The organism is Bacteroidota bacterium (assembly GCA_021300195.1).
Lineage (GTDB): Bacteria > Bacteroidota > Bacteroidia > J057 > JAJTIE01 > JAJTIE01.
Window position 1 is genome coordinate 20,668 of the sequence record JAJTIE010000039.1, and the last position, 14,603, is coordinate 35,270.

The 14,603-nt window shown below is 58.3% G+C and carries 14 protein-coding genes; 2 read left to right on the forward strand and 12 right to left on the reverse strand.

Annotation, left to right across the window (positions count from 1 at the left end; translation table 11 throughout):
- Positions 1–16 precede the first annotated feature (16 nt).
- Entirely contained in the window at positions 17–664 is a 648-nt protein-coding gene (bioD, locus tag LW884_09100; GenBank protein MCE3008481.1) for a dethiobiotin synthase, read from the forward strand.
- A 22-nt stretch (positions 665–686) separates the two neighbouring features.
- On the opposite strand, the gene mrdA is transcribed toward bioD, so the two are convergent.
- The 12 genes from mrdA to LW884_09160 are packed head-to-tail and all read right to left on the reverse strand — an operon-like array spanning position 687 to position 14,136.
- Positions 687–2,573 (reverse strand): penicillin-binding protein 2, encoded by a 1,887-nt coding sequence (gene mrdA, locus LW884_09105; GenBank protein ID MCE3008482.1) that lies wholly within the window; start codon positions 2,571–2,573, stop codon positions 687–689.
- A gap of 2 nt (positions 2,574–2,575) precedes the next feature.
- Entirely contained in the window at positions 2,576–3,094 is a 519-nt protein-coding gene (locus tag LW884_09110) for a hypothetical protein (protein MCE3008483.1), read from the reverse strand.
- A complete protein-coding gene (locus LW884_09115) occupies positions 3,091–3,945 on the reverse strand; it encodes a rod shape-determining protein MreC (GenBank protein MCE3008484.1) in 855 nt (284 codons plus the stop codon). Before LW884_09115 ends, LW884_09110 begins: the two co-directional genes overlap by 4 nt.
- 6 nt (positions 3,946–3,951) lie before the next feature.
- A complete protein-coding gene (locus LW884_09120) occupies positions 3,952–4,977 on the reverse strand; it encodes a rod shape-determining protein (protein ID MCE3008485.1) in 1,026 nt (341 codons plus the stop codon).
- A 6-nt stretch (positions 4,978–4,983) separates the two neighbouring features.
- A complete protein-coding gene (purH, locus tag LW884_09125; protein ID MCE3008486.1) occupies positions 4,984–6,465 on the reverse strand; it encodes a bifunctional phosphoribosylaminoimidazolecarboxamide formyltransferase/IMP cyclohydrolase in 1,482 nt (493 codons plus the stop codon).
- 48 nt (positions 6,466–6,513) lie between these two features.
- Positions 6,514–7,092 carry a phosphoribosylglycinamide formyltransferase gene (purN, locus tag LW884_09130; GenBank protein MCE3008487.1) on the reverse strand — a complete coding sequence of 193 codons (579 nt, stop codon included), beginning with the start codon at positions 7,090–7,092 and terminating at the stop codon, positions 6,514–6,516.
- Complete coding sequence (locus LW884_09135) at positions 7,089–10,226, reverse strand: hypothetical protein (protein MCE3008488.1); 3,138 nt, start codon at positions 10,224–10,226, stop codon at positions 7,089–7,091. The genes purN and LW884_09135 overlap by 4 nt, the downstream gene beginning before the upstream one ends.
- An 11-nt stretch (positions 10,227–10,237) precedes the next feature.
- Entirely contained in the window at positions 10,238–10,528 is a 291-nt protein-coding gene (gene gatC, locus LW884_09140; protein MCE3008489.1) for an Asp-tRNA(Asn)/Glu-tRNA(Gln) amidotransferase subunit GatC, read from the reverse strand.
- A complete protein-coding gene (locus LW884_09145; GenBank protein MCE3008490.1) occupies positions 10,518–11,270 on the reverse strand; it encodes a 1-acyl-sn-glycerol-3-phosphate acyltransferase in 753 nt (250 codons plus the stop codon). The genes gatC and LW884_09145 overlap by 11 nt, the downstream gene beginning before the upstream one ends.
- Positions 11,271–11,284: 14 nt before the next feature.
- Entirely contained in the window at positions 11,285–12,688 is a 1,404-nt protein-coding gene (locus LW884_09150) for a hypothetical protein (GenBank protein MCE3008491.1), read from the reverse strand.
- A 9-nt stretch (positions 12,689–12,697) separates the two neighbouring features.
- Positions 12,698–13,399, reverse strand: a complete 702-nt coding sequence (locus LW884_09155; GenBank protein ID MCE3008492.1) for a type III pantothenate kinase — start codon at positions 13,397–13,399, stop codon at positions 12,698–12,700.
- Positions 13,396–14,136 carry a biotin--[acetyl-CoA-carboxylase] ligase gene (locus tag LW884_09160; GenBank protein MCE3008493.1) on the reverse strand — a complete coding sequence of 247 codons (741 nt, stop codon included), beginning with the start codon at positions 14,134–14,136 and terminating at the stop codon, positions 13,396–13,398. The genes LW884_09155 and LW884_09160 overlap by 4 nt, the downstream gene beginning before the upstream one ends.
- A 96-nt stretch (positions 14,137–14,232) precedes the next feature.
- On the opposite strand from LW884_09160, the gene rsfS reads away from it, so the two are divergent.
- Positions 14,233–14,598, forward strand: coding sequence for a ribosome silencing factor (rsfS, locus tag LW884_09165; protein ID MCE3008494.1), 366 nt, complete (start codon positions 14,233–14,235; stop codon positions 14,596–14,598).
- Positions 14,599–14,603: the final 5 nt, after the last annotated feature.

Genomic DNA, 14,603 nt, shown 5'->3' on the forward strand with positions numbered 1-14,603 from the left:
TATCTGCTAGTTTTGCGTGATGCAAGCGATTGTAGTAGCCGGAATAGGCACGGATGTGGGAAAAACCGTGGTGAGTGCCGCGCTGGTGCGTGGCCTGGGTGCCAGCTATTGGAAGCCTGTGCAGGCCGGTACCGAGCCTATGACAGACAGCCAGCGGGTAGCAGCATGGGCTGGCTGTGCGCCCGGGCGCATATTGCCCGAGGCCTACTGCCTGCAGGCCCCAGAGAGCCCACACAGCAGTGCGGAGAAGGAGGGCATCCGCCTGGACACGGGCCGGCTGAAGCTGCCCGCCGACCTGGCGGGGCCGCTGGTGATAGAGGGTGCGGGGGGGCTGATGGTGCCCCTGAATGAAGAAAGCGTTTACCTGGACGTGATTGTGCAGTGGCAGCAGCCCGTGGTGCTGGTGGCCAGCCTGTACCTGGGGGCCATAAACCACAGCCTGCTGAGTGTGGAAGTGCTGAAGATCCGAAACGTGCCTGTGCTGGGCATGCTCTTTACCGGCCCGGCCAGTGCGTCTATGGAGTCGTACATCCTGCAGTACAGTGGCTACCGGCCGCTGGGCAGGGTGCCCCAGCTAGATGAGATAAATCCTGATAGCCTGCAGTGGGCCTACCAGCACCACATCGACCACGCCTACCTGGCCTCCGCGCTGGGAAGGAGCTAGGCTAGAGGTGTGCGCGGCCAAGTTAGCGTTTGTTGCGTGCTTTCTCCTCGGCCTGGCGCTGGTAGTAGGCTTCGGAATAATCGGGCCGCTTGTAGGGTGCCATATAGTCCTTCTCCTTCAGGTAGGTCAGCAGGGCCTTGTCTTTTACTGCTCCCTTTAGGTATTGCTCCAGCATCAGCTTGGTGATAGGGGCTGCCATTTCTCCGCCAAAGCCCGCATTCTCTACGATCACCGCAATGGCGATCTTGGGGTTGTCTTTTGGGGCAAAGGCAATGAAGACCGAGTGGTCTTCGCCATGCGGGTTTTCTGCCGTGCCGGTTTTGCCCGCCACCTCTATGCCCTCCACCTGTGCCCACACGCCCGTACCTGCCGATACGACCTTCGCCATCGCATCTGCCACCAGGTCAAAGTGTTTTCGGGCTATGCCGGTTTCGTGCCGCCGAAACTGGGGCGCGGTCTGGCGGGTATTGGGGTCCAGTAGTTTCCGGAAGAAATGAGGCTCTATGTAGTAGCCCCGATTGGCAATGGTAGCCATGGCATTGGCCATTTGCAGCGGGGTCATCAGCACCTCTCCCTGCCCGATGGCGTTGGATACGATGGTCATCCCATTCCAGCGGTTGTGCCTGTACCATTTGTCATACAGCTTGCTGCTGGGTATGTTTCCCCGCGTCTCATTGGGTATGTCTATCCCGGTGTGGATGCCTGCACCGAAACGCTGCATGTAGTCGTACCAGGTATCGTAGGCCCGATATACATTCTGGAAATGGTCATTCTGCATATAGTCCACATACACGCCTGCAAAAAAGGCATTGCAGCTATACTGTATGGCACCATCCACACTCAGGGGTCCGGGGTGTGCGTGGCACTTGGGCCTGCCTATGGGGCTACGGGCAAAGTAGCCCGCGCAGGGGTATCGCATCTGGGGTGTAAGGGTCTCTTCATTCAGGGCAATGAGGGCATTCAGTACCTTGAAGATAGAACCCGGGGGGTACTTGGCCTGCAGGGGGCGATTAAAGAGGGGGTTTAGCGTATCCTGGCGCAGCAGGCGGAAGTAGTGGATGAGTTTCTGCTTGCCCACCAGGTAGTTGGGGTTGTAGGTGGGGGCACTCACAAAGGCGAGAATCTCGCCCGAGCTCGGCTCAATGGCCACAATGGAGCCCAGCTTGTTGGCCATAATCTCTTCGCCCAGCTGCTGCAGCTTCACATCTACGGAGATCATCAGGTCTTCGCCCTTCTGCGGGATGGTGTCCAGCTCTCCGTTCCGGAAGGCACCTACCTCCCGCTGGTGCACATCGTATATAATATGCTTTACCCCTTTTTTGCCCCGCAGTAGTTTTTCGTATCGGCGTTCTATGCCGGTTTTTCCTATCAGGTCGCCCGACTTGTAGTAGCCGTCTGCTGCCAGGTCTCCCTCATTCACCTCGGATATATAGCCCAGGTAGTTGGCCCCCACTGGGTAGGTGTAGTTTCGGGTATTGCGTACATCTATATAGATGCCCTTGTACTTCCACAGCTGCTCTTGCAGGCCATAGTAGGTGTCGGTGCTTACAAAGCCCTTGAGCAGGCTCTTTTTGAATCGGTTGTACGCCTCGGCATGTGCCAGGGTCTCCAGCAGCTTTCGCCTGGGCATCTTCAGCATCTGGCACAGGGCTGCCGTGTCGGGTATATACAGCTCGCTGGGTACTATGTAGATGTTGAAAATTGGATCGTTGGTTACATAGATCTTCCCGTTTCGATCGTATATGATGCCCCTGGAGGGTAGCAGCACCTGCTGCTTGATCACGTTATTTTTGGCTTTTGCGGCATAGTCGTCGCTCACCACCTGCAGGTAGAAAAGCCGGACGATGAATACCAGGCTTACCAGGCCGAACATGGCCAGCAGCAGGAGTCTACGCTCTTTGTTCTGCATACTTATCTTCTTTGTGCCCTGTGGAAGACCATGATTACAAACACAAAGGCCCAGAAGACACTCATTAGGCTACTGGTCACAATGGTATACAGGGTGCTGAGGTGCATACCAAAATCAATGAGTAAGTTATAGATCAGCTCATAAAATACCAGCAGGGGTAGCAGGTAGCCTAGCTGCCAGCTAAGTTGATTCCGTTCGATATCGAAGTCATCCAGCAGCTCGGCAGATGATTGACGGCTGATCATCAGGATCCAGCGGGTGCGGAGTACTACCAGTAGCACCAGGCAGAAGCTACTGCCCCCCAGTGGCCAGCCCAGTAGTACGTCCGTTAGCAGCCCGGTAACAAAAGCGACCATATACAGCACCCAGGGGGATAGCGAGAGGGGCAGCATGAGTACGATAAGGGGATAGAGCTTGGGGTACGCATGCCACTCGGGCAGGGCCAGCAGGTCCTTCAGCAGAAAAGCCTGTATGAACAGGATCAACAAAGACAGTCCCAGGATGCGCAGTAGCTGGTTCATGGCTGGTCTGTACGGAGTGAGTCTATCTCTGCCTGGCGGATATTCTTTACCAGATAGAGATAGTGTGTGCGATAAAAGTCTGTGGCAATCTTTACCCGGATGTTATAGAACCCCTCGGGTTGCTCCTCATCTACGTAGTCTATAGTACCCAGTCGGTATCCGGGCGGAAAGATGTTGCTCTGGCTGCTAGTTACCACCGTTTGGCCGGGCTTAACGTGGAAGTGCAGGGGTACATGCTCCAGATAACCGTAGCGGGGGTTGCCACCGGTCCAGCGAAAGCTGCCCAGCACATCATCCTCCAGTATGCGTGCATTTACCCGCATCTTGCTGTTTAGCAGGCTCATGGCCAGGGAGTAGTGCTCTGCTACCTCTACCAGCAGCCCGGCTACGCCGTTCTCGCTGATGACCCCCATGCCTACCTCGGCTCCATCTTTTCGGCCTACATCCAGCTTCAGGTAGTTATACTCACCCAGGGTACCACTATGCAGGGCCCGCGCCGGTATGAAGCGGTACTGCTCGTCCGGTATCAGGCTATCGGGCAGGGTGTTGTAGGCTGTGCTGAGGGGCTCACGGTACTTGTAGGCTTCCAGCTCCTGGCTGGTGTGCAGCAGGCTCTGCCGCAGCGCAATGTTTTCTGCCAATAGCTTTTCATTGTCCTCTGCCAGGTTAAAATATCCGCTAACAGCGGCATTGGTGCTGGCCACGGCATTAGCCAGGCTATCTCCCCAGCTATTGAACACAAGGGTATGGGCGTTATTGTAGCTGGCTAGCAGCCATACAGAAATAGCCTGTATGGCTATAAACCAAATAAGATTCCGGTAGGCGTAGAGAAAAGCCAGAAGCCTGCCCATAGTGGACTACTGCATCAGGTATTTGTATTTTTTAAATTCCTTGAGTGCGATACCAGTACCACGCACCACCGCCCGCAGGGGGTCGTCGGCCACGTGGATGGGGAGTTTGGTTTTTTCTTTGATGCGGATATCCAGGCCGCGCAGCAGGGCACCGCCCCCGGTAAGGTGTATGCCATGCTCATAGATGTCTGCCGACAGTTCTGGCGGGGTCATCTCCAGGGCTTTCAGGATGGCATCCTCTATCTTGACAATCGATTTGTTGATGGCATGGGCTACTTCCTTGTAGCTGATGGAGATCTTCTTGGGGATACCGGTCATAATGTCTCGGCCCTTTATCTCCACATTTTCGGGTGGGTTGTCCAGCTCGGGTATGGCTGCTCCCACCTCTATCTTGATTCGTTCGGCAGTTTTTTCGCCTATCTGCAGGTTGTGCTGCCGGCGTACGTACTCCAGTATGTCATTGGTCAGCTCGTCGCCTGCGGTGCGGATGCTCTGGTCGCAGATGATGCCATTGAGGGCAATAACGGCAATCTCGGTAGTGCCCCCCCCAATGTCTACCACCATGTGGCCTACGGGTGCCTGCACATCTATGCCTATGCCAATGGCGGCAGCCATGGGCTCGTGCAGCATGTGCACTTCCTTGGCCCCGGCATGCTCGGCACTGTCTCGCACGGCGCGTTTCTCCACCTCGGTAATGCCCGAGGGGATGCAGATAACCATACGGTGGCTGGTGGCAAAGAAGCCTCTTTCGGTGTTAATCTTCTTGATGAACTCCCGAATCATGGCCTCGGCGTTGGTAAAGTCTGCAATCACCCCATCGCGCAGCGGCCGCACGGTCTTGATGTTCTCATGGGTCTTTTCGTGCATCATGAGGGCTTCTTTGCCCACGGCTATTACCTTGTTGTTGTTGTTCCGGTCTATGGCCACGATGGAGGGCTCATCTACCACCACCTTGTCGTTATACATGATCAGGGTATTGGCAGTACCCAGGTCAATGGCAATCTCTCGGGTCAGGAAATCAAACAGTCCCATGCGGATTTAATGTCTAAAGTGTCGGGTTCCGGTTATGGCCATGGTCAGGCCCTGTTGGTTGCAGTAGTCTATGGTCTCTTGGTCTCGCACACTGCCGCCTGGCTGCAGGATGTAGCGGATGCCTGCTGCATGCGCGGCCGCCACCCCGTCTGAGAATGGGAAGAAGCCGTCGGAAGCCAGAATGGCGTCTTTCAGGTCGAAGCCCATGCGCCGGGCCTTGTCTATGGCCTGGTTCAGGGCATCTATCCGGCTAGTCTGGCCGCAGCCAGCCCCGATCATCTGGCCATCTTTTACAATGGCAATGGCGTTGCTTTTCAGCTGCTTAGCGCAGCGCTCGCCCATCAGCAGGTCGGCCGTTCTGCGGGCATCGGGCTGGGGGCCGGTTACGATCTCCAGTGTTTCCGGGGTGGATACGGCACGGTCGGTTTCCTGCACCAGCAGCCCATTCAGTATGCTGCGCTGCTCGCGGCGGGGCAGGTTCAGGTGTTTGTAGCGGATGATTCGCCGATTGGCCTTTTGCTGCAGCAGGGCCAGGGCCTCAGTGCTGATCTGTGGGGCGAGCAGTACCTCAAAAAACTGGCTGTGCATGGCCTGTGCCGCAGCCAGATCCACCGGCAGGTTGGTTATCAGGATGCCGCCAAAAGCACTTACGGGGTCGCAGGCCAGTGCGCGGCTATAGGCTTCGGCAGCGCTGTTGCCCGTGGCTATGCCGCAGGCATTGGTGTGCTTGATGATGACGAAGGTGCCGGGGTCAAAGTCTCGGATGGCCCGCAGGGCAGCATCCATATCCAGCAGGTTGTTGTAGCTCAGCGCCTTGCCGCCCAGTAGCTCATACAGTTCGTCTGCATTGCCTATGTAGTGTGCCTGCTGGTGGGGGTTCTCGCCATAGCGCAGGGGGGCACCGGCCATGTAGCCTGCTATGGCCGTATCGTAGCGCATGGTTTCGGCAAAGGCACGTCCGGCCAGGTATCTACGGTCTGCCAGGCTGGTGGCGGCTCCATTGGCCTCTAGCGTTTGGGCCAGGTAGTCATACTCGGCCTGGCTAGCCACTATGGCTACATCGCGATAGTTTTTGGCACCAGCGCGTATCAGGCTTACGCCACCGATGTCTATTTTCTCAATGATGGTGGCCTCGTCGTCGGTTTCTTCCAGGGTTTTTTCGAATGGGTAGAGGTCTACCACCACCAAGTCAAAAAAGGGCAGGCCGTGGGCCTCCATGTCCTGTAGGTGTGCGGGGTCGGACTGCCGAGCCAGTATGCCGCCAAATACAGCGGGGTGCAGCGTCTTTACCCGCCCACCCAGTATGCTGGGGTAGCCCGTAATGTCGGAAATCTCATGCACGCTACAGCCCAGCCCCTGCAGATAGGAAGCTGTGCCGCCTGTGCTGTAAAGCTGTACGCCTGCTGCATGCAGGCTCTGTGCAATGCGGTCAAGCCCCTGCTTGTGAAACACAGAGAGCAGGGCCGAGCGAATAGGTTTTACTTCCACCGTACTGTAAACTGAAGCTGCAAAATCGGTTTGAATGGCAAGTTAACCCTAAATTTTGTTAAAAGCCGTGCAAATCTTTTCCACGGTGGGTGGGTACCAGCGGTGTTCCAGTGCATGAATGGCCTGCTGCAGGTCTGTGGCGGTCCAGCCGGGCAGTATCTCCAGGCGCTGCTGGGTTATCAGCTCGCCCTCATCGTATCGCTCATTCACATAGTGTATGCTTATGCCGCTTTCCCGTTCTCCGGCCTCTATCACAGCCTGGTGTACCCGTGCGCCGTACATGCCCTTTCCGCCGTACTTGGGCAGCAGGGCTGGGTGGATGTTCAGGATACGCCGGGGGTAGGCCCGCACTAGCTCCGCTGGTATCAGCTTCAGGTAGCCTGCCAGCACGATGCAGTGGATGCGGTGGTGCTGCATTAGGTGCACCAGCTGGGTGCCCGATCGCCACACTTCCTGGCTTAGGGTTATGGCCGGGATGGCCGCCAGCCTGGCCCGTTCCAGCACATAGGCCTGGGGGTTGTCACTTACTATTAGTGCCACCTCTACCAGGCTGTGCCCGGCAAAATAGTCGATCATTGCCTGGGCATTGCTGCCATTGCCAGAGGCAAAAATGGCTAGGCTAATCATTCAATGGGTTTGAAATTTTGGGCATGGATTTCGGCCTCCAGTTTTTTCAGCGAGGTCTCCAGCCTTGTGCGCTCGGCCGGTGTAACGGCCTGGGCTATGGCCAGCTCCAGGCTTAGGCGGCTGTCTTTTTCGAAACCGATCCCCCAGGCGGCCCAGGCATAGCGCTCCAGCAATTTTGGGTTTTGTGCATCCAGGCGGATGCAGGCACTCCAGTGGCGATAGCACTCCAGTGGCAGGCCGCGCGCGGCATACAGCTCTGCCAGGGCCTGGTGCCAGGCCAGGTTCAGGGTGTCTTGTTTCAGTGCCTGCTGGTAGCATTGTATTGCCTGGGCCGTGTCTGCCCGCAGCAGGTGCATCCTGGCCCGTGCTGCCCACACGTCTGGCACGGGCTTCAGCCGCTGCAGGATAGGGTCGGCCTTGGCAGCCTGGCTATCTGCCAGCCAGCTATTGGCCATAGCCAGCTGTAGGCCCGGGTGACCGGGCTGTTGTTTCAGGCCGGCCTGGTACTGCTCGCGGGCGCTGGCCTGCTCGCCCAGCTGGGCATACACCCAGCCCATCTCCAGGTAGGGTAGGGCACCCTTGGGGTTCTGCTCCACCAGGGGCTGCAGCGCCTGTACGGCTATGTGGGGCTTATGCCTTATACCCGCATAGTGTGCCATGCGCAGGGCCAGGTCCTCCGTCATGTTTTCAAAGTTCCAGGGGATAAATGCGGCCGGTATGCCGTACACGGAGTCTAGCACGGCCATTTCCTGCTGGATGGGTACGCGGTAGGCCGGGCTCTGCAGGTTCAGGCTTTGCAGCATCTGGTAGCCCTCCTCGTGGTAGCCCTCATCCAGTAGGGTGAAGGCTGCCATCAGGCTATCCGCATCCTGCCCCTCGCTGGCAGCCTCCAGAAAGTAGTGCCGGGCGGTGGGCAGGGCATTGTGCCGGTAGGCAAATACGCCCATCACATGGGCCGCTGCGCCCTTCAGTTTGGGGTGAAACTGCTCGATGTATTGGTAGTGCGATCGTACCTGCTCCAGGCTATCCATCCGGGCCCGGGTTATCAGCCGCATCAGCTGGGCATCGGGCAGGCTCTGGTCCTGCTGTGCCAGGCTCCGGTTCAGCTGGTCTGTGGCCTGGTCTGCTGCAGCCAGTTTGCCGGCTCGGTACAGGGCCAGGGCCTGGTTCAGGTACGCCTGCGCCGGGTAGGCTGCAGCCAGCTCTGTGTCCAGGGGTTCGGGTGGGCCGGGTTTCTTGCCATAGCGCAGTAGCATAAACAGGTGGTTCTGCTGCGCGGCCGGGTTCTGTGGGGCTGCCTTGTAGCCCGCCTCGGCAAAGCGCAGGGCCTGCTCCGGGCGATTCCAGTCGTGGTACACTGCCGCCATGTTGGCATACAGCAGGGCATTGTTCATATTGGTTTCCAGCCCTTTTTTCAGGTAGTAGAGGGTGCTGTCCGGGTCGCCGGTGTAGTAGTATAGGGCAGCCAGGTTTGCATACACCCGCTCATCGGCTATGTGTGTCGTATAGGTTTTTAGTTGCGCTTTGGCCCGGTCTATGTACCCCAGCTGTGCCAGCAGGCGGCCATAGTTCAGCGCGGTAAACCGAAAGTCTCTGGCGTGGCCGGCCAGCTCGTAGTGGCGCAGGATCTCATTGGCTTCGTCGCCGGGGGTTATCTCTTGCAGCAGGCCTATCTTGAGTGCAGCCAGGTTCAGGTTGGCCTTGGGGTCGCTCCCCACCTGGCTCATGGCCGCCTCGTATAGCGATATGGCGCCCGACTGACCGGGTAGGGGTATGCCCCGGTACGATACAACTTCATCCTGGATCTGGCCTGCCAGCAGGGCCTGATCGGCCCGCTTGTTTAGCTGCGTGGCCCGCACTGCGCGGTAGCCATACCAGTTGCCCATCCCCTCCAGCATAACCAGAAAGACCACGGCCATAAACCATACTGCGGCAAAACGCACGCGCCGGGGCTTCATCAGCAGGTAGTACAGGGGCACACGGTGCAGCAGCAGGTCGCCAAAATTGGCCCACAGGTAGAACAGGTAGCCTAGGCCCGTGGCTACAAAGGCTACGGCCGTAAGGCGGTAGAAGGCCAGGCGCAGGCTCATTTCGCCTAGCATAAAGTCGTAGGCCAGGGTAGCGGTGCCCAGGATGCCCAGCCCCAGGATGAGCAGGCAGTAGTGCAGGTTGTCGCGCACCAGGTCTTGCACCTGGTGATAGGCGTTCTGGCTGGTAAAGACAGTGAGCAGGGCAGCTAGGCCTAGCAGCAGCATGGGGCTGACCCACAGCCAGTGCCCAGGCAGTACACCCATCAGTGCCAGTGCGGGGGGCAGCTGCAGCACCAGCAGGCCTAGCCCAATGAGAAATAGCCACCTGGGGGCCAGGCGCCGTTTGGGCGTAGCAGCATTGGTAGCCAGGTAGACGTAGGCGGCCATCAGGTCCTTGCTGCACAGCAGCATGAACACGAAGGCCAGGATGAGCAGCACTGCATGACCCGTGGTGGCCTGGGCATGCACACCGCCCAGCCCTAGCCGGATGTAGTGGAAGGTGAACAGAAAAATATGTAGGCCAACGAAGATAAGAAACTGGCCCAATACATTGATTTTGAAAGGCTTGAGCTTGAAGTAATAGGCCGGCCCCAGAAAGAGAAAAGCCGGAACCAGAGACAGGTAGGGCGATGGATTGCCCAATAGGCGCTCGCTGGTGCCGCTGCCATATGTGTAGAGGATGTAGAAGAAGTAGAAGGCATAGAGCGCCAGCCCCTCCAGGCGCGTGCTGGCCACCAGTAGCAGGCTCCAGCCGATAAGCAGAAAGCCGGCCAGCACCCAGATCATCCAGGGCTGGGGGCTTAGCATGCCTGCCCCATAGGTGGTGAAGCTGTACGTGGCATTGGCCAGGATATTGATGGCCCGGTAGTTGTGCTCTACTGTTTCCAGCACCACTGGTTCGCTTTTGTGCAGGCTGTCGGGCTGCACCGGCACGGCCCACTGGGCCGGGTATTGGTCGGCCAGCACCAGCAGGGCTACCGCCAGCGCCAGCGTAAGCCAGGCTATGCGAAACAGCTGCTTGCCGCCCGGGCTCAGCCGGTGGTAGAAGAAGGACAGCGGCACGCGTGGTGGGCTAGTCGGCAGGTCCGCTTGTTTCCGTTCCACGTGTTCCGGGTTCAGGATTTCAATACTTTGGGTACACGGAAGTAGTCCGAGTCTTTCTTTGGGGCGTTTCGGAGTGCCTCCTCGTGGCTTAGCTCCTGGTACACGCTGTCGGCTCGCCACACATTGGTAGCCTCGGAGATGTGGATGAGGGGGGCTATGCCCTCTGTGTCCAGCTCCTTTATTTTCTCTACAAAGTCCAGCATCCTGGTCAGGTCGGCCTTCAGGGCTTCGCGCCGCTCATCCGGAAAAGAGAGCTTGGCCAGGTCGCCCAGTTTGTTTATCAGCGCATCATCAATTTTCATGGGTTGTAATCTGATGTTGAATCCAGCCGCGCACCTGCTCCTGCAGGGCGGTTACCTGGCTCAAATCCAGGTCTTTTGTAGGAATGGGCGGATGAATATGGGCCCGGATGTGCACGAAGGGCCGCATCCGGAAGCTTCCATCCCCGCTCAGCATCTTTCGGTTGCCAATCCATGCCACCGGCACGATGGGGGTTTTTGTCTTGATAGCCAGGGCGAATGCGCCCTCCTGAAAGGGCAGGAGCGTTTTGGGGTCGGGGTGGCGGGTGGTGCCCTCGGGGAAGATGAAGAGCGAGTCGCCCTGCTTGAGTGCCTGGGCAGCCAGCTGCAGGCTGCGGGCGCGCGCCACGGGCGAGCTGCGGTCCAGCATAATGTGTAGCCGCCGGTACATGAGCCCGAAAAGGGGAATCTTGCCCAGCTCGGCCTTGCCTATGTAGCGGAAGAAGCGGAAGAAAGCTACGTGGCAGGCGGGTATATCCATATAGCTGCGGTGGTCGCTCATGTAGATATAGGTATGGCCACGGGGCAGCCTGCCGTGCCGTATGGGGGTTACCCAGCACAGGCCTATCAGCATGCCATAGTAGCCCCACACGGTGTTGGCGTAGTGGGCTATCCGGTCTCCCCAGGGGGTTTTGAAGCTAAGCCCCAGCATCTGCACTAGCCACACCAGTGGGTACACACTCAGCCAGCCAAAGGCAAACCACAGGCTCCAGAGGCGGGTGAAGATACGAGCGGCGGCAGACATGGACGGTGGTGGTATTATCGGTACTTGCGTTGGGTAAGCCAGCGCTCGGTAAAGCTGATGCCTACCATTAGCCGCAGGTTATTCTCGCGCACCAGGCTATTTCGGGTGGTGCCCTGCTGCGCCCACTGTGCGGCTATGTCCAGTTTATTGGCAGAGCCGCGTATAATGGGTATGCCCAGCCCTACCGATGCCCCGTAGGCCTGGATGCGGTCGCTGCCGAACTTCAGGTAGGTCTGCTCATAAAACACACCGGCCCGGTAGGCTATGCGGCTGTAGAAAGGTGCACTGAAGTTGCCGGTTTCTCTATTGGGATACCATTCTCCGCCCAGGCCTACCTGCAGGCGGTCTTCCAGGCCTTGTTTCACCCCATCCAGCTCATACTGGCTCCAGTTTTGTAGGCTAACGTCTAGCCCCAGCTGGTAGCGCAAGTCTCGCTGGAGGCCTATCCCCACCCCCAGGGTGTAGGGGAAGGTTGCGCCGGCTATTTTGCCGCGCGACAGGGTATCGCTAATGGACCGCTGGGTAGAGCCTCCCCCATTGTTTCTCAGCACCACATCTCTGCTTACGCCAGCCCATACTGGCAGGTCAGCTATCAGCCCCAGGCGGTATTCCGTGTAGCTGCGTTGCTCCTTACGCATTTGGTTCAGCTTGTGGGCATATCGGGCACTGTCTTGGCCTACCACCCGTTCACGCATCCGTTCCATCCGGGTACTCACCCTGTACAGGGTATCGCCAAACTGTAGGCCTAGCCGTGTGCGCAGGTTTTGCGGCTTATTGGTTTCCGTTATCTGGGTCTGTGTGCCGTCCTGTATACCCAGATATCTGCCATCGCTGGATAGATTGGCAAAGGCAGTATTAAAGTTACGCTCTACCTGCCCGAAGAGGTAGGATACTTCCAGGCCAGCATTTAGCTGGCGACTTAGCCGCAGGCCGGTGCCCAGGTAGAAGCGATTGAGGCCACCATTGCCCTGTGCCTCGCTCAGCAGGGTACGCCCGTCCGGGTCGTTGGTCAGGGTAACCAGGCGCCGCACCTCGTAGCCTGTACGGCTATAGGGTGCCAGGCCGCCTGTGATGGCAAAATTTAGGTTGGGCTTGGTAAAGAGAAAGGCCAGCTGGTTCAGGCCGCCAGCCTTGAAGGTGGCACTGCTTAGGTCGCTAGTAAATGCTTGCTGGCGTATCTGTACGCTGAAGTCCAGCGTAGTAAATTGTACTACGGCGTTTCCTGCGGGGTTTATGCCATGGATGTGATAGCGGTCATATAGGGCAATGCCCACGCCACCCATGCCAATCTGGTTTAGCAGTCCGGGCTGCTGCAGTTCGCCCACCCCAAACTCTGAGTACGGACTGAACGTCTGCTGCTGGGCCAGGCCTACCTGGCTGGCAGAGAGCAGTGAAAGGGCAAACAGCAGGCGTTTCATAGGCATTTTCTACAGGGCAGACAGAATGCCCACCCCCTCCAGAACCAAACTTGGGCATAGCTGCAGGGGTGCAAAGTTGCGGCTTTCCAGGGGTTTTGCAAATAGCTGGGCCTGCCCGCCTGTTAAAAAGACCGAAAGCTGTGGAAATTGCGCCCGCGCCTGTGCCATGTGCCCCTCCAGCTCGTACAGCAGGCCCTGCTGTACCCCCTGCTGTATGGCTGTGCGGGTGTCGGTGCCCAGGGCGGGCCAGGGTTCTACCGGCTGCAGGAGGGGTAGCCGGTGGGTGTAGGTGTGCAGGGACTGGTAGCGCAGGTGCAGCCCGGGCGATATGCTGCCCCCCAGGTAGCGCCCCTGGTTGTCTGCCAGGTCGGTAGTTACAGCCGTACCAACATCCAGCACCAGGCAGGCCCGCCTGTCGGCCCTCAGCCAGGCGGCATGTATGGCACACCAGCGGTCGGCCCCCAGGGTGTGTGGGCTTTGGTACAGGCTGTGCAGTAGCCCAGGGCTTAGCCCGTCCAGCGCGGTAGCCTGCCGGGCTTGTAGCCAGCTGCTCAGGTCGGCTGGGCAGCTGCCCACAGCCGCATAGGCTACCGGAAGCCGGGTGGGCAGGCTATCTGGGGTGCCGGCATAGTCATGCACCTCCGTCAGGCTGCTGCCATCCCATAGGCCCCATTTTATCCGGCTATTGCCTATGTCTAGTACCAGTTTCATCCAAATCGGATTTGCTTCAGATCGAACTGCCGGATGCCGGCCTCGGTTTCAAGGTTGAGCAGGCCCTGGGGCGATATGCCTACTATCCGGCCCGTAATCTGCACCTCATTGCCCGCTGTGTCGGCCTGCCAAAAGGTATGTGGGCGTTCGCGCAGCCACAGCTGCGACCAGTAGGCTTCGTCCAGCGCTGCATATTGCAGCTGCTGTAGCTTCAGGTACCAGGCATTCAGCTGCTGCAGCAGCAGCTCCAGCAGCTCGCTTTTGCCAGCCGGATGGTGTAGCTGTGTGTGTGTGGCCGGCAGGCCTGCGGGGCTGCTCTGCACATTCAGCCCAATGCCCAGTATGCTGTGCTGCACCAGGCTGCCCTGCACGCTGTTCTCTATCAGGATGCCTGCTGCTTTTCGCCCGCCAATCAGTACGTCGTTGGGCCACTTCACTTGCACGTCTGGTATATCCAGCGCCTGTAGTGCCCCCGCTACCGCCAGGGCCGTCATCTTGTTTAGCATAAAGCTGTGGGTGGCCTGTAGCCTGCGTGGGTAGATCAGCACACTCAGGGTCAGGTTGTCTCCGGCGGGTGCCTCCCAGCGGTTGCCCTGCTGGCCCCGGCCTGCCCGCTGGTGCTCGGCCACCACCACCGTGCCATCTGGCCAGGGCCTATGCGGCTGGCTAAGCCGGAGCCAAGTGTTGGTAGAATCTACCGTATCCAGAAAAAGAAGCTGGCTGCCAATGAGCTGCATGCACAAAGGTAGTTGTCTCTTGCTGTTTTATTTGTGTACCTTGCGTCCTTTAATTTAATGCTACAATCGGTCTGTTTTTCTTCCCCATTTTTTTGAATGACACATACACAGGTTGCCGCTCCGGTATTGGTAGAAGAAGTGCTGCGGGGCATACGCGAGAAGAAGGGATTCGACATCAGCGTGCTGGATATGCGCGGCCTGAAGAATGCCGTGGCCGATTTTTTCGTGATTTGCTCAGGCAATAGCGATACCCAGGTAGGGGCTATTGCAGACAGTGTGGAGTATGAGGTGAAGAAGAACCTGAAAGAGCGCGCCTGGCATGTGGAGGGCGAGCGGAAGGGGGAGTGGATCCTGGTAGACTTTGTAACGGTGGTAGTACACGTGATGCTGCCCCGTGCCCGCGAGTTTTATGGCCTGGAGGAACTGTGGGGAGATGCGCAGGTAACCCACTACGCCGAGTAGCTGCC